Origin of the sequence: Oscillibacter valericigenes, assembly GCF_021531435.1 — a bacterium.
Lineage (GTDB): Bacteria > Bacillota > Clostridia > Oscillospirales > Oscillospiraceae > Oscillibacter > Oscillibacter valericigenes_B.
Genome location: NZ_JAFBIS010000013.1, coordinates 58,367 through 76,008 on the forward strand (window position 1 = coordinate 58,367; position 17,642 = coordinate 76,008).

At 51.2% G+C, this 17,642-nt stretch carries 13 protein-coding genes and 1 pseudogene; 4 read left to right on the plus strand and 10 right to left on the minus strand.

The genetic code is table 11. The features are described 5' to 3' along the window. The first annotated feature begins 8 nt into the window (after positions 1-8). The 4 genes from JQM68_RS08815 (at position 9) to JQM68_RS08830 (ending at position 2,024) form a co-directional block, all read left to right on the plus strand. Positions 9-359 (plus strand): S24 family peptidase, encoded by a 351-nt coding sequence (locus JQM68_RS08815; RefSeq protein WP_235222640.1) that lies wholly within the window; start codon positions 9-11, stop codon positions 357-359. A gap of 25 nt (positions 360-384) precedes the next feature. Beyond that, entirely contained in the window at positions 385-639 is a 255-nt protein-coding gene (locus JQM68_RS08820; protein WP_235222641.1) for a hypothetical protein, read from the plus strand. A 127-nt stretch (positions 640-766) separates the two neighbouring features. Next, complete coding sequence (locus JQM68_RS08825) at positions 767-1,696, plus strand: ParM/StbA family protein (protein WP_235222642.1); 930 nt, start codon at positions 767-769, stop codon at positions 1,694-1,696. Continuing rightward, the gene (locus JQM68_RS08830) at positions 1,683-2,024 is read left to right on the plus strand and encodes a hypothetical protein (protein ID WP_235222643.1); all 342 of its coding nucleotides are present in this window, start codon (positions 1,683-1,685) and stop codon (positions 2,022-2,024) included. The genes JQM68_RS08825 and JQM68_RS08830 overlap by 14 nt, the downstream gene beginning before the upstream one ends. Before the next feature lie 178 nt (positions 2,025-2,202). Here JQM68_RS08830 and JQM68_RS08835 read toward each other — a convergent pair whose 3' ends face one another. From JQM68_RS08835 to JQM68_RS13775, 10 genes and pseudogenes are all read right to left on the minus strand, one after another. Beyond that, positions 2,203-2,616 carry a DUF4878 domain-containing protein gene (locus JQM68_RS08835; protein WP_235222644.1) on the minus strand — a complete coding sequence of 138 codons (414 nt, stop codon included), beginning with the start codon at positions 2,614-2,616 and terminating at the stop codon, positions 2,203-2,205. A gap of 23 nt (positions 2,617-2,639) precedes the next feature. Beyond that, positions 2,640-3,464, minus strand: coding sequence for a hypothetical protein (locus JQM68_RS08840; RefSeq protein ID WP_235222645.1), 825 nt, complete (start codon positions 3,462-3,464; stop codon positions 2,640-2,642). Positions 3,465-3,542: 78 nt separating this feature from the next. Next, positions 3,543-4,334, minus strand: a complete 792-nt coding sequence (locus JQM68_RS08845; RefSeq protein ID WP_235222646.1) for an ADP-ribosylglycohydrolase family protein — start codon at positions 4,332-4,334, stop codon at positions 3,543-3,545. Positions 4,335-4,339: 5 nt separating this feature from the next. Then, positions 4,340-4,984, minus strand: coding sequence for a vWA domain-containing protein (locus JQM68_RS08850; RefSeq protein ID WP_235222647.1), 645 nt, complete (start codon positions 4,982-4,984; stop codon positions 4,340-4,342). 102 nt (positions 4,985-5,086) lie between these two features. Next, on the minus strand, positions 5,087-8,308 hold the full coding sequence (locus tag JQM68_RS08855) for a DEAD/DEAH box helicase (RefSeq protein WP_235222648.1): 3,222 nt from the start codon (positions 8,306-8,308) through the stop codon (positions 5,087-5,089). Positions 8,309-8,423: 115 nt separating this feature from the next. Then, the gene (locus JQM68_RS08860) at positions 8,424-9,518 is read right to left on the minus strand and encodes a macro domain-containing protein (protein ID WP_235222649.1); all 1,095 of its coding nucleotides are present in this window, start codon (positions 9,516-9,518) and stop codon (positions 8,424-8,426) included. A 215-nt stretch (positions 9,519-9,733) separates the two neighbouring features. Beyond that, positions 9,734-9,955 (minus strand): annotated as a pseudogene (locus tag JQM68_RS08865) (teneurin-3); the annotation flags it as partial. A gap of 4 nt (positions 9,956-9,959) precedes the next feature. Continuing rightward, positions 9,960-10,385 carry an SMI1/KNR4 family protein gene (locus JQM68_RS08870; RefSeq protein WP_235222650.1) on the minus strand — a complete coding sequence of 142 codons (426 nt, stop codon included), beginning with the start codon at positions 10,383-10,385 and terminating at the stop codon, positions 9,960-9,962. A gap of 257 nt (positions 10,386-10,642) precedes the next feature. Continuing rightward, positions 10,643-11,782 carry a hypothetical protein gene (locus JQM68_RS08875; protein ID WP_235222651.1) on the minus strand — a complete coding sequence of 380 codons (1,140 nt, stop codon included), beginning with the start codon at positions 11,780-11,782 and terminating at the stop codon, positions 10,643-10,645. Next, complete coding sequence (locus JQM68_RS13775) at positions 11,779-16,095, minus strand: hypothetical protein (RefSeq protein WP_268821458.1); 4,317 nt, start codon at positions 16,093-16,095, stop codon at positions 11,779-11,781. The genes JQM68_RS08875 and JQM68_RS13775 overlap by 4 nt, the downstream gene beginning before the upstream one ends. Positions 16,096-17,642 lie beyond the last annotated feature (1,547 nt).

Sequence of the window (17,642 nt, forward strand, 5' to 3'; positions counted from 1 at the left end):
GTATGATTATGGGCTTTGAACAAGAAATCATCAATGCCAAGCATCCAGTCTTAACCGACGGAATCGGATCCATCCACATTGAGGGATTTCATGGGCTGCAGGCAGAAAAGTGTTTCTGCGTTATGGCAGAAGGAACCCGCTATCACGAATACGGCATTGCGTCCGGCAGTGTTCTCCTTTGCAAGCGGGCGGAACCGATCAATAACGGCGACCTCGTCGTGGTCAATGAAGATGGAATCCTCACCGTTTACCTCTACCTGAAGGACCGAAAGAAGAATGTGGACGGTGAAAAACGCATTCTTCATAATAAGTCGATGGTCTATGCGAAAGTCCTCGGATCGTTCAACTTCTACCAGTGAAACTCCCAGGCAGAAAGGATATGCAATGAGCAAATTCGAAAACTACTTGAAGAAATTTGACATCACCAGCACGCTGACAGATGAGGACATTGAGAACACGCTCGCACTGCTCCAAATCTATTCCCCCACGGTGCGTCGGACTGCCGATCGCATTGAGGAGATGGACGAGGAGTGCTACGAAGGCCGGCGTCAGTCCATCTCTGACTTCATTATGAACGCTGCACTGAACTCGGTCAATGGCGCTTTGAAAAAGCTGCGCTCGCTCCTGAAAGACTGGTAAGAAATCGACATTACAAAAACACTTAATGTGGTTGTTGTTATGGAACGACGCTATGCGTAAATACTATCAGACACATTAAGCGGACCAAACCGCTTTGTTTGCAAATGATTAAGGAGGCCTTTCACATATGATTATTTCTGTCGATCACGGCAATAAATCCATCAAAACGCCGCACGCTATTTTCACTTCCGGCCTGGTTATGTCGGACGGGCTTCAGGGATTCAAAACGGACTACATCGGCTGGAATGGGAAGTACTATTCGCTGACGGAGCGGCGCATCTCGTACCTGCGTGATAAAACCGAGGATGACCGTTTCTTCATTCTGACCCTCTTTGCGATTGCGAAGGAACTGGAGTATCGGGATGTTTCTGAGACTTTGGATCCCATCGACATCACGCTCCTGGTTGGTCTCCCGCCCGCACATTACGAACAGCTGCACAGCCGCTTCGAGCAGTACTTTCTGCGTCGGCGGGAAGCCATTGACTTTGAGTACAATGGCAAGTACTACTCCGTTCGCATCAATAAGGTTCTGAGCTATCCTCAGGCATTTGCTGCCGCTGTCACGCAGTACAGCACCCTGAAGGTGCACTCCGTCGCTTATATCATTGATATTGGCGGATTCACCATTGATGTTCTGAAACTGCGCTTTGGCCGGCCAGACCTGGAAGTGGTGGAGAGTTTTGAAAAGGGTGTGATCACCCTCTACAACAGCATTGCCAGCAAGTGTAACTCCCAATACGCTCGCATCCTGGAAGAGTGCGAGATCGACGAGGTCATCCGGAATCAGCCCACGGTGCTGCCAGGAGAGGTGCAGCAACTGATCCGCATCATGACTTCGGACTTTCTGGCCGAGTTCTACAACTTCCTCCGTGAACGCGGTATCGATGTCAGCACCAGTAAATGCGTGTTTGCCGGTGGCGGCTCGCTGCTGCTGCGCGGCATGATTGAAAGGGGTAACAAGGTAGCTTTCCCCATTTTCATCGAGGATATTCACGCCAACGCCATTGGTTATGAGGTTCTGTATCAGAGCGAGGTGGCGTCAAGTGGCAAACAATAATAAATCCCGTGTCACGCTCCAGTTCAACGAGATGGACTTTCGGCACCGTCGGGCGCTGGAGATCCTCCGCAAACGGCCACGCAGTATGTCTGAGATCGTGGTCAATGCCTTACTGCATTACACGAGCTGCCCGGAAGCGGCCAATGAATTTGGCCGCGACTGGGTGGTCGGTATTGTCAAAGATGTGCTGAAGGAAATGGTTGCAAATGGAGAATTACAGCTTGGTAATCAAGCAGCACCAGCGCCCCAGGAACCAGCCCCGGGTCTGGACGCCGATGATCTTTCTGAGTTGGGTGGCATGATGGACATGTTCCGGACGAAAGGATAAGCCATGAGCAACAAGAAATTCAGTTATGCCCGTGTGTCTACTACGGATCAGAATGAGGACCGGCAGGTGCTGGATCTCGTCAATAACCCCGCCCAAATCAAAAGATTTGGACGGAGCTTGTGAGAGAAATCTCATAAGCCGGAGTTGACTACCCCGAGGGTCTTCTGCAAAGAAGGCACTACGTTTCCTCCTCACTCACATCCGTGAAGATCATGGCAAATGCCTGCTGCAGGTATTCGCCCAAAGCAGCAATAACCACAGGAGACATGTCATTATAATTGAATGTGACTTTGACGGTTCCCTGGTTGTCGTTCTCTTCTACGCTTTCTACCTTGTAGGTCATTTCCTTGTTCTTGTCCTTCACGTAGTCCAGCAAGAAGTCCATTTCCTCATCACCGGTCTCGCCAGATTCCAGATCATCGAAATCTTCGCTGCTGGTCTTCAGGCAGGTCTTCATCGTCTCGTAGTCCGACTTCTTCATGGCGTCACAGAACTTCGTGACGATGCTGTCCGGACCGGGCGCCTTACCGCCGCAGGCGGCAAGACTCAGGACCATGGTCAATGCCAGGATACATGCCAAAAAACGTTTCATTTATTCTCTCTCCTTTACTTTCTTTACAGGCTCACAGAGACCTGGTAGTTTTCACTTTCTTCAGAATCGAAGCAGCTGTCATTATAAACCTTGGACAGAGCTTCCTCATTGACAGATTCGCACCCGGGGACATCTGCCAGATCGACACTCCAGAAACCGCCGTCGTTGTGCTCCTCGTTTGCTTTTCTTCTGGCCTTCTGATAGGCTTCCAGCTGCTCCTGGGTGATCGTCACAGTGACTTCCCCGTCTGTGATCTCCTCACCCGAATCATCACAGACCCAGTAATGTGCCTTGATCTCGCCGCTATGCTCTTCCGCTTCGCACTCCTTCAGGTACATCTCCACATCGCGGTGCGAGATCTCATACTCGTAATCCTCGTCCTCTCCATCTTCACACTCAATGGTATCATCGGGGATCTCCAGATCACCGATCTCCTTTCCGAGGTACGGAGCGATAAATACCTTAGCCTTGGCATCACTGCCCAGTGCCTCGAGATCTGCGCCATTCAGGGCCACTCTTGCAAGGCGCATGACGTCATAGAACCGGTTGAACTTTGCCGTCTCCGGCATGTGGTAGATCATGTGACTGAAACGAGCCTCTGCTGCCTTATTGACCTTTGCCAGTTCAGGCTCAAAATTGGACTCGCTGCTTGCAAGGCTCATGATGACGTCGAACAAAGGCAATTCAGAGGTATAGATGTTCTCCGCATCCTCCATACGGCTCGCCGTCACAAAGGCGGTCGTACCGTTATCCTCACGAACCATGATCTCCACGATGGCACTGCCTTCCACGGGGCCGCATGCCATACCGCCGCCGTCATATCCCCAACGCATATTCAGAATCTTCATTGTATAATCCTCCGTATCTATTGGTTTATGGTTTCTGATTGTATTCTCTCACGGATACAGTCCTATAATCTGGACTTGTTACTGTGCGCGCTCGCAAAACTGGCGCAGGATCTCCCGGAGATCCAGAGGAAGGCGCTCCATGCACTCCTTCTTCAGGTCGCCCGGTACGCCATAGAAGCCTTCCGCAATGGCGCCCGCCATATCGGCGATGGTATCACTATCACCGCCTAGGGAAACAGCCGTGCGGATCACATCCTCGAAATCCGTTCCTTCCAGGAATGCGGTGATTGCTTCAGGAACACTTCCCTGGCAGGTCTCATCCATGCGGTAGGTCGGTCGGATCTCATCACAGGTACGGCTCAGATCATAGCCGAACTCCTGAACGATGTAGTCCCGGATCTCATCCTTGGTGCTCCCAGTACGGGCTAGGAAGATGGCACTGGCAATGGCTTCTGCACCCTTATAGCCTTCAGGGTGATTGTGGCTGACAGAAGCCGTAATCCGTGCCAGATTTCTGACTGACTCCAGATCATCGCAGAGCCAGGCAACGGAAGATACCCGCATTCCGGAGCCGTTGCCGTAGCTCTCATAAGGCTTTGGATCCTTCGAGAACATCCAGTGGAAGAATCTGCCGCCATAGCCGCAGTAGGGATAGCGCCGGCCGATGGACTGCATGGATCGGGCCAAGCGGGCCTTCAGGTCTTCGCCCTCCTCTGCATTCATGAGCGCCTGAGCAACTGCCAGCGTCATAACCGTATCATCGGTAAACTCCGATCGGTCACAAAAGAGTGGAAAGTCCTTCGCCTTATAGTTATTGGCATTGAATTCATAAGGGCTGCCAACGATATCACCCAGGATTGCTCCAAACATCTCTCTTACCCCCGCTTCTTGAAATCACACTCGATCTCTGCTGCCCAGTCATCGCTGACACAACCGCTCACGCGCATCTCACTGACCGCGGCGCTGACGGTAGCGTAATTGAGCTTCACGCCGGCACCGTCTGCCTTGAACCGAACGGCACGCTCTGCCCGGATACCAAAATCCGCGGCGGCGGAGATGGCGTCCATATTGGCACCCAGGAAGAGGAACTCCCAACCGTACTTCTCCTGTTCCTTCGCCACCATCTGCTTCACCTTCCGGTAGCTGTATTCCTGGCTTGCATTCTCACAGCCGTCGGTGGTGATCACGAAGATAGTCTTGCCCGGTCGATCCTCTTCCCTTGCGTACTTATGGACGTTGGCGATGTGGTGGATGGCACCTCCCAGGGCATCCAGAAGAGCCGTGCTGCCGCGAACGAAATAGTCACGGTCGGTGATGGGTTGGATCTTATCGATGGATACTCGGTCATGCAGGACTTCCACCTCGTGGTCGAAGAGGATGGTGGAGACATATGCCTCGCCCTCTTCCTTCTTCTGCTTTTCCAGCATGGCGTTGAAACCGCCGATGGTGTCGGCCTCCAGGCCGCCCATGGAGCCGCTGCGATCCAGGATGAATACCAGTTCCGTCAAGTTTTTGTTCATAAGAAAAACCTCCTTCAAATTTGTTGTACTCATACTAACAAACTCGAAGGAGGATAAGGTCATCTGACAGTGGACGTTTTCAGACCATCTTATTTTTTGAAATTAGGATTCTAACTGCAAATGCAGACGATCCTCGACATAGCTCTGATTGCCCAGAAAGTACTGCTCAATCAGCTCCCAGCGCTCTTCCGACGTCATTTTCATCGAGAAGAATGCAGACAAAAGCTTCACATTGCTCCGGTGCTTTTCCTGAATGGTCTGCAAAACGCTATTGGTATATTTCCCGGTGCTGGCCAGGCGGTTCAGTCTATCCGGATCATTGATACGAATGAATACCTCGGACTTCTCGCCGCCTCTCGTTTCGTAACTTGCGAGATTAACCAACTCCAGCACGCGAAGCAAAGGCATAATCTCAATGGAATTCGTTTTTGTAATCGGATAGAACGAGAAGAACGAATTATTTTCCGTATTCGGCACACACTGATTCAGCTGCTTGACGAAGAAATTTGGAATTCTAGCATAATTGGGGCTACTGACAAAGTACACCACCTCATCAGCTCCTACCTGCTTTCTCTTTCTCAGGACGCGGATCATGCTCTTCGTAGCAGAGAAAGAAGCACCTTCGTCAGTATGCTCTGTGAAGATATCCAAAAGCATTGCAACCTTATCATGCGCAATAACCTTTTCTCCCAAGGCAGCTTCGAGATCTTTCTCAAACTGAAGAGCGGTAAACTGCTTCTGTTCGGCGTTCTTGTAGTTGCCAAAGATCTCAGAAACCGCAGAAATAATCTGCTCCAGTCTTTGATTGATCACATTGAACTCATCCGCATACCGGATCTCAACTCTGGATCTCGGAGAAACGTGGAACTCCGAACCTGCTGCAGAAAAACGTTCCTCAAAGAATTCCTTCTTGAACATACCGAATGCCTTATCAGGATAGCAATTCTCCCAAATGGCCTCCATATCAACAAGATACGTCTTGCCAGTGTTATATACCGTAATATCAGAAGCACTCTGTCGAGTGGAAATGATCGTGCGCTTCATAGCGCCCTTCTGTTCTTTCATGTACTGACCGTACTTGCTCAGGACCTGGTTTTCGATCTCCTGAGGCACATTCACATAGTTTTTAGAAAGCATCGCTTTCGGGCGAACAATTAGGACAGGGAAACTGGACTTGTAGTTCAGGTCTTTCGCAAGAAGCATCAGGCCAGATTTCGTTCTATTCTCGGCCTCATCTTCCTTGAAAAGGTACTCAAAAGTCTCAGAAGAAATCAGCAGGTTTCTCCTCTTCTTCGCATTATAGATGGCGCAGATCTTTTTCAGCATTTCACGCAGCTGATACTGGCGCATTTCAGAAATGCCATTCAATGTACGAACATATCTAAGATCGCTGGGGAAATAATCGATATGAGCATAACCCTGAATATCCGGATTACGTGCAGCACGGCCGATTTCCTGAACATAATCAGCAAGCGTTCCGGTGGGTGCAAAGTGGACCACATGCATGATATCACCCACATCAATGCCCATGCCGAAAGCCTTAGTGCAGAACAGTCCCATAGCTTCGCCGCTTTTATAGCTCTTCTCAACCATCTTACGCTCTGCAGTTGGGATCTGGCCATGATATCTGCGGAGTTTGATATGCTCAGTCGGTTCGATGTTAGAGTAGATACCGTCAACCTGGCTTCTGTACGGAAAATAAGTCAGGACTTTCTCGCCACGATCAACATATTCCCTCACGCGATCCAGCGTAATCTCCATCTTTGCAGTTTCAATTTTGCCATGAACTTCACTTTTTTCGTGATGAACAATGTCAAAATCAATATTATCTCTGCGAACGTTACCCAAGTGCAGGATTGTCTTCTCCAATCCCAGTTCCTGAATCGTGTCATTCACGACATCGTTATCACCGGAGTATACTGCGGTTGCAGTTAAGCACAGCACGGGGAAATTCAGTCCCTCTCGCTTTGCCTTCTTCAGGAAATCGCCAAGGAACCAATAGTCAGATCGAAAATCTCTGCCCCAGCTTGTAACAGTATGCGCCTCGTCAATAACGATCATGCCAATCTCTCTGCCGCCCAGGAACGACTGAAGATGCGTAGTCAACAGCAGTTCCGGCGCAAGATAAATCAGAGACTTGTCACCACGCTGGATTGCCTCGTATGCGGCGCTTCTCTCTTCCATAGTCATGGAGGAGTTAATACACGCTACACAGCTGATGCCTCTTTCACGCTGAAGCTGATCCACCTGATCATTCATCAACGCAATCAAGGGAGAGACCACCAGAGTAACCAGCTTGTACTTTTCCGCAAGATACAGCGCAGGGATCTGGAACAGGATGGATTTACCGGAGCCGGTAGGGGCCGTGATAAATACGTTGCTGTACTTCTCTCCGTCATGTGCCATTTCACACTGGTCAACGATCTCCGCGATAATCTCGCCCTGAGAGATTGTTTCTGTTTCACTGGATCTATCCGGATCCGAATAAAACAATAACGGACGGAAAGATGCTTTGTCTCCCCAATACTTCTTCAAAAGAGGCTCGAACTGCTTCGGATTATATTTGGTCGGCTCACGATACAAATCAGACTCATCGAAGGCAACCTGAAGACCCAATTCCGTCACAGCAATGGCGAGTGCTCTCTGTCGTGCGGCAAGCGCATCTCCCTTTTGAATGAAAACAGCAGGGGTTTCATTGCCACTGAGAATATCAAGACAATATTCCCAATCTTTTAGGCTGCCAACTTCAATGAGATTCGTATCATCATCAACCTCATTCAGTTCATACTCTCCTGACCAAAACGGGATCGTCTCCACATCATCCATGACGGTGGGGTGCAGCAATGCTTTCCCATCACCCAACAGCTTCACATCGCCATATGCCTGTGCCATCCACTGAAGATCAGCTTCTTTAGCTTCCCGCTCTTCCTGAAGATAGTCAAAAAGTTTCAGGACTTGATCATAGGCAAAAAGACTAGGAACCCAAGGAGATAACACGTTATTATCGACAACTACAATCTTCACACTACCCAGTTTGGGCAGGAAATCGCGGATGGCCAGTAATTCTTCATAAATAGCCAAAATGGGCTGCGCTGCCATTTTGATCTCAGTCATGATATCAAGCCACGCATCGCTCAAAAGCGAAATATCCAGAATACCGCCAGGGAAAATATCGGTATCATGCAGCAGGCAATTCTCCCGGGACTTGATATACTTGACCTGAGGCATATCAAACCCCTTAAACACAACCAGCGTCTTGCCCGTGTACTGCTGCTCAATGGCACTTACCTTTTCTTCAAAATATTTCTCGAATGTCACACTCATTATTTCCCTTCATCATTAATTCCGAAACAGAATTATGAAATCTTTTCAAATTCCTTTCGACATGATGATCATACCAAACCCAATAACGCCAAAGGTCATTTGCCAGTAGACCTTTTCACTCTTTCTCTTTTCTTGTAGGAGGTGTCAGCGGAGGAAGCTGGAAACGCGCAAGGTTAATCTCTACCCGAACGAGATTGTAGTTCTTTGTTCTGATATGATGCTCCACGATGGTATCTGTAGCGTTGCTTCTTGACAAGGTATATCCAGCTGTAGCAAGGAATTGCTGCGCCGTATCATAGTCCAGTTCCAGAGCAAGAGCAAACCGAAGGGCCGCACTCTTTGTCGGCTGATAATCCGTAGTACAGCGGATCTTGCTGAATTGTTGCTTGGAAATAGCAGCGGCACGGTAAACCCGGGAATCTTTCCAATCACGTTCATCAATCAGACGGAAAAGCATCTGATAGAACGTCTCATTGGAAGTGGAGAGCATATCGTCAAGATCCCAGGAATCCACAACTGCTGCAGCCTCAGTCTCAACAATCTCTGCGGAACCACAAACCATGTCTTCCTGATCCTGCCACCGACGCCGGTCATAGAGCTCCTCCATGCGCCTGCGGTTACGATATTCCCGTTCATCGTAAGGAAGATCATTTTTATAGTAGTATTCTTCGTTATGAGCTGCATCTACATAGTTTTCATCAACAAATGCTTGAACATCATCAAAAAGGTGTCCAGACAACTCATAAATGGACTTATTGAAGACAACCAAAATGATTTGGATATCATGCTCAAGAAGGAAGTCCGTAAAAGCACGAATTGCAACTGACATGGCAAGTTCCTTTGGGAATCCGTAGCTGCCGGCTGCCATCAAAGGGAATGCAACGGACTCACAGCCGTTATCAACCGCCGCCTGAAGCGCGTGGTCATACGCACTTCGGAGTGTCTCCTCCTCATGTGCATCACCACCCTGCCAAGCAGGTCCCACCGCATGAATGACATATTTCGCATCCAACTTGAATGCAGGCGTCACAGCTACCTCACCGGGCCGGATATCTCCAATCTTTTTTCTCGCTTCCAGCAGTTCGGGACCGGCAGCCTTATGAATGGCAGTATCCGTTCCGGCTCCAATCCGAGGACGTGGATTTGCTGTGTTAACGATAGCGTCAGCTGACACCTTCGTAATGTCATTTCTGATAATTTCAAATGCCATTCTCTATTCTCTCCTTCCTTTTCTGTGTTAATGCTCTTATGCTGTTGGATACAAGATAGAGATACCGGATTACTTAGCTCAATCACTTTACATGGAATAATTGGCCCATCACTAAAATCGATTTTCTTTCTGGTAACCGGATCATAATACCAGTTTGTGGGTTGCCAACAAATTACGTGGGCCTCAATATGTTCCTCATGGGATAAAAATTGAATGTTATATGGATTGCCTTGTTCTTCCGGGCAAATTGAGACACTTCTCATGTGATGCCCGCGGAATGCTTTTCCATCATCGTCATAAGCCTTTCCGCGCTCTATGATATCCCGCTGTTGTTCGGGGGTCCAATCTCTGGTTCCTTTGCCTTCACTAACAAGTTTCTGCTCTTTTTCCCATGCTTCCGTAATAGCTTTATTGGATTCAGAGGTTCTTCTTGACATAGAATCAGCCTCCGATTCCGAGAATATTATTCAGATCATCTAAGAAGGCATAGAAGTCCTCGTATGTCTCATCCTCCTCAATTCTATCATCCTCATGATTATAAACTGAGATACTTTCCTTATCCTTTTCGAAGACAATCGGATCACCGGAAGCGAGGGTTCCAATTACAATATAGGATTCATCTGGCCGATCATCGTCATCAACATCAATAACCGGTTTATGTGCTACTCCGTAAAACTGAATACCCGCAGGTAAATATAGCTCTCCGCCATCACAGAGCAGAAGCCATTCCCTATATTTTGCAGGGAGGGAAATGCTATGTTCCCTTTCAAAATCGGATATCTGTTCTTCTGTAGCAGGTTCCGGCAAGTACATTTTCTTTTTTTCTCTCAACTGTTCAAAAATGCTTTCCAATTCTCTAGATTTCATTTTCTTTTCACCATCTCACAAACTCCAGATTACTACTCTGGGGTGCATACTACCCGGGGCAACCCCTTCACGTCAACCAGTTTTCCATTATTCTAACATACGCATACTTATATTTCTTCAACATCTAATTCTATTTGGAATTCAATGAAGATGTGGCTCACGATTGATGACCGCCCTCCTGATACTTCTTTGAGTATAAGGAGGGCGGTTCATCATGCGGCTACATTTGATAGCTACATTTCATCATAATCATACGATTAGCCGCTCTTTTCCAGCAGCCTTGCCACCGAATCTGGAGAGCAGGGCGTGATATGAGCCAAAGAATTCCTGCACATTCTCAGAAAACCGATCCTCTCCCTGGTTTCCGGTTCCGGTAAATACCACAATTTTTTCGTTTCCTCCTTGTCCCGATACAGCGTCAGCATACGCGCCAACACGCCGATCTCCGCGTCATACGGATCGTCAATGACGCAGTGGTTCACAGGGTCTTTGATAATGCGGAATTCCTCCTCTTTTTTGTCCCAATATGGGGTGTGCAGTGCCTCACGAATATCGTCATAATGAGCCTTGACGATATCCGTCCGCTCCGCCTCGATTACAGAGAACAGCGTTTGCAGCTGGGCGCGCCATATCCGGGTCTCAAACCCTTTCTCATTGGCCAGAAGCCCGTAGGGATGTCCCGGCAGAACGTCTCGCTCCGCCAAAACCCCCTCCTGCCACAGCTGCCGCAGCACCGTATCCGGCATTTGACGGGAGATGTCCGTCTCCTCCATCAGTTCCGGGATCAGTTCCGGGTCCGGGGCGCACACCGACGCCATCACCGCCGCGCCGTATTCCGCCATATGCTCTGGGATACGGGGCGTATCCTCCGCCAGCAGCGCCGTAAACAGGCGCAGACTGCTGGCGCGGACGTAGTCCTGATAGTGGATCACCTTCACCGTCTCGGAGACGGTGGGGATGGACGCTTCCTCGGACACGGCGAGGATGAACGCGCCGTAGTCCCGATGGTCATCTCCCCGGTAGTCGGAAATGAAGCGGATAATCTGGTCGGCGGGAACGCCGCTTTTCACCGAGAGCCAGACGGTTCTCTCCTGAAAGACATGCTGGCTTTTGATAAATTCCAGCTGATTCTTATACACCGGTGGGCAGTTAATGGCGTACTTCCGTGGAAAATGCTCCAGAATATTGGGGATGATCTCATCCTTTTTCACAGGACGATCGATAATGACGGTGTCCGTGACGCGGGTTAGATCCCGGAGCAGCCCCTCCCACGGAAGAAAGCCCGGATGACGGAGGATCACGCTTCTGCCGTCCTGCACGGCGTATTCCACGGCGGAGACCAACTGCTGGGGGCCTGTGATGTTCTCCCACCACAGTTCGGAAGGTTCTTTTCTCATACCTCATCCTCCCGGTAATCGCAGGCATCGCACAGGGTCTTGTACACCTTGTCGCTGTCGCCGATATAGGAAAGGAAGTCCATCTGCTTGAAGCGGAACTGCCGGGTCTCCTCGTTCTTCCACAGGATACCCAAACGCACCATCTCGTCCAACAGCGCCTCCATATCCGTCTCTGGCAGGGCGGAGATCATGGGGATATTCAACTCACTCGCGTTGTACTCCGCAATCTCTTTGGCACTGAATCCGTATAGATACGTTCCGGCGCTTTCCTGCTGCTCCCGGATCATGTAGGCCAGCAGGCTGGCAAGCACATAGTAGCGCTTGTTCAGTTCGATGGTGGCCATGACGCGGATACCGATCTCCTTGCGGATGTCCCGCTTCTGGAACACGGCCTTCATTTGCTCGTCGCTGATCTTGTAGGGTAGCATGTCCCGATCCGCCTCGTCGTAGTAGTCGTTGAAGTTCTCACACACCGAACGCACCAGACTGCTACAGAACATGTGGATCAGGCCGGGGTAGCTGTTGGTGTTGCTGATGATCAGTTCCATCTGCTGCTGGCCGATGTCAAATCCCAGATAGGACATAGGACGCCGGATCAGCCGGGAGGCGTCATCCGTGGACAGCGGTTCGATACAAAGCGGCCGTCCCAGATGGAGCAGATTGCTGTTTTTCTTCATGACCGCCTCCGTGGCCGCCACGTTATGGGTACCGGCGAAAACGATACGGGCGTGGCGCTGGGTGGCCTCCATCAGCGTGACGAAGGGGCGCAACGACTTGTAGCCGTCCTGCTTGTACTCGTTGAACAGTTCGTCCACCTCGTCCACAAACACGGTCAGCCGGGCATACTTGCCGCCGTCATACTGCTCCTGCAGTCCGCCGCACAACGCCGGAACAGAGTCGTAGTCCGTGTCGATCAGACCCAGCTTGCGCAGATTCCGGTTCATCTCTGCCAGCAGCACGTCGCTTTTGTGATCCTTCACCTCGATGCAGCAGAATGAATATTCCTTCTTTTCCGGGTTGTGGAGGATCTTGCTGGCTCGGTTCAGCAGAGCGGTCTTGCCCAGTTGTCTACCGCCGTAGACTAAACTGGGGCCGTTGGGGTCCGTCAGTTCCCGCAGTTCCAGCCTGCGACCGATGAACATCTCGTCCGGCACGGGGCCGGTGCCGTTGGTATACAGTGTCTCGAAAGTGAAGGGCAGGGTGCATTTCAGCATGGCGCACATCCGGTCGCCTTCGTCCAGCGAGGCAAGGAACAGCAACAGCACCCGGTCGATCAGCAAGAAGGGGCTTTGGCCGCTGGTGTCGGACTTGAACTTGGCGGACACCTTCTTTCGGTCGGTAGCGGACAGGGAGCCGTCCATCAAAACGATGGTGGGGCCGTTGAGCTGCAGGTCGTTGGTCAGCACACTGATGAGGGTGGATACGCCCTTGCAGCCGAACAGGCACACCACGTTCATGCTCTCCGCCAGATCCGTGCCGTACTTATAGACCGGGTGGCGGTAATCCTTCAGCCCGCTGGGGGTTCGGCTCACGGAGACGGGAAACACCTCGCAAGAGGCCTTGGTTCGAATGGCCATTTTGGTGCCCACCTGCTTCACATTGAAGCCCAGCATAATCAAGAAGCTGCGGATCAGACCGGGAGTCTCGAAGGCATCCTTTCCGCGAACCCACTTGTCCACCCACTCCTCCGCCTTTTTCCGCTCATTGTTGGATGTCCAGTGGGTGTAGGACCGCCCCATTCTCTGCAGTTCCCGGATGGCCCAGTTGGAGAACGAGTCGCTGCTCCTGCCGCTGCACACCTTATAGTATTCCTGCTCGCCTCGGAGAAACAGCCGCAGGAAGTCCTGCTCGGTGTCCTCGCTGCGCTCCGATTCGGGCAGTGTTCGCTCGCCGCTCTCTAGGCGGTTGATGTAGGTCTCCACGCGAACGAAGTTGCCCTCGTCCAGCGCCTGCAGGATGTTTGCAAAGATCTCGGCTCCCGCGTACTTGGTGTCGTTTTTCAGATGGTCAATTCGGTTCCGTAGCTCCGCCGCGCTGCGCTCCTCCGCCGCAGCAAGATAGTCATCCAATCCAGCGAGGAACAGGTGGTAGCGGGCGAAGTCGTACACGCCGCCTTCCTGCTTGTCATCGCCGCAGAAGAAGGCGAACACCCGATCCAGAATACTGAACAGGGTCTCCATCAGTGCCTCCTGCACCTTGCCATAGGCTCTGTCCAGCCGAACCTTGCCCTTGAATTCCCCCGTCCGTTTGACGGCGGCCATTCTGGCGTTTTTCAGGTCGCCGGCGCGATCCGGTGCCTCCTCCCCCAGGATGAGCTGCTCACGGCCGTAGTTTCTGTACCAGAGGTCATTGTTGAAGTCTACCACCTCGGCGAGGATCTGCTCGGTGGACGCCTGCGGGACGCACACACCCCGCAGCACATCCATCCACGGCTCTATGCCCCGCAGATAGTACAGTTCCGGGAAGACTGCCGGACTGCCATCCGGGTTCATATAGACATAGGGTCTGTGGATTAGGGGGGCGAAGAACGCCTTCGTGGACTGACTTTCATCATCGTTGAGGCGGCGGCGTATGGCAGCCACGCCGGCGGCCATCACCCGCTTGCCCGCCCGCAGGCAGGCATCGCCTTCCGCAGGGACAGTGAGGAGCTCTTCCAGTTCCTCCAGCGCTGTATCAAGCCGATCCAGAACGGATTCAAACTGCTCCTTGCACTGGGCGAAGGCGGCATCGTTGTCTGCCGTGGAGATGGCGAGCCATCTCGTGACCACCTCAATGCGGTCTCGCAGCGCCTTATCGCACTCATTCCTCGCGGTCGAGTCATTGATAAGATATCGTACCTTTGCTTTTTTATTCTTTGCGCGGGTCTCGCACCACATCTCGTCAATATAGCTGTCGATTTTTTTCTGACTGACAACAAAGGACGCGCCATCCACCTCACAAAATGCGGACAGGATTAAATTTTTGATGTCAGTGGCCTTCTCCACTTCGTTTTTGCGCACGGAACAGATCGCCTTGCCCAGCTGACTGGTGGGGCCTACCAATAGCTGCAAGCAGGTCTCCTGACCGCTAAGATTTACGTTGCTTTTGGGGGTGCGATCCAGTTCCCGCGCCTTTTCTCGGATGGACTGCATATACGTTTCCCGGTCGCTGTCACTGGTCAGCTTGGCAATCACCAGATTGGAAAAGCCCAGACCGTCCACTTTGAAGGAAACGTCCTTCAGATCATGGCAGAGCATTTCCATGATGCGCTTCAGGACGGCGCTCTCCGCCGGGAAGTCTGCGCTCAGCTCGGTGCTGACGTAGAAGCTGCCGGTGTTGTAGAGGTCGTAGTCATAGGCCATCTCCGGGAACAGCAGTGCCTGAAGCGCGGCAGAGACCAGCATGGCTTCCTGCAAGCTGCGCAGCGGCCCCGTCCGGTCGGACACCTGACTTTGCAGTTTTACTAGAGCGTTATTGGTGCGGTTCAGCCATCCAGGACGCCCGACTGGTAGGTCGGCACCCAGCACATAGCCGTTATATAGCGTCTCCTGCGCCAGATCGGCCTTCGGTGCCTTCCGTACCGTATCCAGCAAAGCCACAGCCTCCGCATGGCGATCTTCCTCCATCAGAAGAACGGCCTCATGCACCAGTTGCTCTGGAGTGAGTGCTTTCGCGCGGCATAGCTGTGCCGCATATTCTCCGGCATTGTCCGCAGGATAAATCTCGGACACCTCCCAATCCTCCGGGGCTTCCTGTGTGGTTGCCTCCCGCGCAGGCTCCTCCTGTGCGGGTTCCTCCTGCGTAGGCTCTTCCTGTGCGGGTTCCTCCTGCGCAGGCTCTTCCTGTGCGGGTTCCTCCTGCGTAGGCTCTTCCTGTGCAGGTTCCTCCTGCGCAGGTTCCTCCTGTGCAGGTTCCTCCTGTGCGGGTTCTTCCTGCGCGGGTTCTTCCTGCGCGGGTTCATCCTGCATAGGCTCTTCCTGTGCAGGTTCCTCCTGCGCGGGTTCCTCCTGCACGGGTTTCTCCTGCACGGGTTTCTCCTGCACGGGTTCCTCCTGCACAGGCTCTTCCTGTGCGGGTTCCTCCTGCGTAGGCTCTTCCTGTGCAGTTCCAGTCAAAATGCAGGGAAGCAGCTGCCCATCCTGATAGGTATCTACATGGTACGCCCCGTCCACATAACGGATAGAGCTTTGTACCTTCTTGAACGCAAGCATATCCAGCCGCTCGTGTTCCTTCTGCAAATGCTCCAGTAACAATGCGTTGTTCTCCAGCTCATGCTCCAAAACACTCCGGCTGATTGTCCCATCCGAAATGACTTCATGCTTACCAAAGGACAAATAAAAGAGTTTCCTGTCTGAACGAATGGCATCCTTTTGCAGGCATCCATGGCTGTAAGGAGTCAGACAATACGCCGTTTTTTCCGAGCCAGGAACTGCAAACGCAGCCAAAACACCCTTCTCTCTGGCCAGTTTATCAAGAGAATGACGCACTTTGTCGCGTATGGCGCCCGTATCTTCAAAACAATCCATAACCACGCCAAACGCAAATACCTGTTCGTCTGTGACCATACCAACGTTTGTCAAAAGCGGAAAAATCATTCGGGCCTCTTCCGGATACTTTTTGATCATATCGCTCCGGAAGATCTTTGCCGTAGGCGTTTCCTGTTTAATAGCAAAGCAGGCAGTGTAAATGTCATCAGTCGTTTCGGCATTAACGGAATCCGTCTCTGGATGCAACTCTGTCTGTTCTGCGCAAAACTCGTCAGCCACCTCTGGAGAAGCCGTGGCAGGAAATTCCTGCTCCAATACAGATTCAGCGGTTTCAGCAGTATTCTTAGCACTTTCATCCGCGGAGGCAGGAGTATCGGTCAGTTCCGTATCCTCTTCCGTTTGGTCAGGCTCCTCATCCAGATAATACATATCTCCCATCAACCCCAACCCAATGCTCTCGGGAAAGTATTGTCTTATCTCCTTAATCAGCAGCCACTTTGCAGTCTTTTCCGCTTTCAAAGTATTTAAAAAAGTTTTTGAGCCGTTGAATATCTCCGATCCACCGAGATCACAAATATCACCGTTGGAAACCGCTGTGAGCAGTGTCTGCGCCCTCTCCTGATACGGCCGGAGTTCCTCTGCAAGGTCCACCGCCAGTGCTTTGACCGAAACGAACCGTTCAAGTTCCTTTTTGGCGTCCTCCAACGCTCTCTGAGCTTGCTGACGCTTTCCGTTAATTATTGCCGTCTTCAGCGTCTGAACACTCGCTCCAATGGCTGGAAGTTCACCGCCGGCCAGCATTTCTTCAGCCATCGCGTACATCTCATCGTACTGCTTTTGAAGTAAGCCGAGTTCGTTTTGAAACGAAAAAATACTTTCCTGGTCAGGCACGCACCCATCGTCAACACAGCGCAAAATTATCTCAGTACATGTCCGCACCTTGTTTGCGCAACGCGAAAATTCTTCCAGAATGCGCTCAACCTCTGGGATCTCACATGATACCACAGTTACAACTCCCTTCTGTGTAAGTCGTGAAAGCAACCGGTTCTCCGCCACTATCTTGTGATAAGTGTACCACTGTAATCACAGCGCTGCAACAAAAAACGGGAGTTTTCAACAAAAATCGAGTTTCAATTAGTGCGTCACAATGTCAGTTTACTCTTCTCACTGATTGTACAATGTTTTTTTAGTCTAACATAAAAGCTGTACGATTAGCCGGACAACCCTCGGCTTCTGGTGCGAAATATGTTTTATCCTCTAATACGTTTTGAGAATGACAAATCTTATCATTCTCTTTTTTTATACTGAACCCAACTGCGTACGCCGCCTCGCCAGATCACCTCGACCGGCGAAATTGAGCAGTCGTTCCGCTGAAATTGAGCAATGGCACCGCC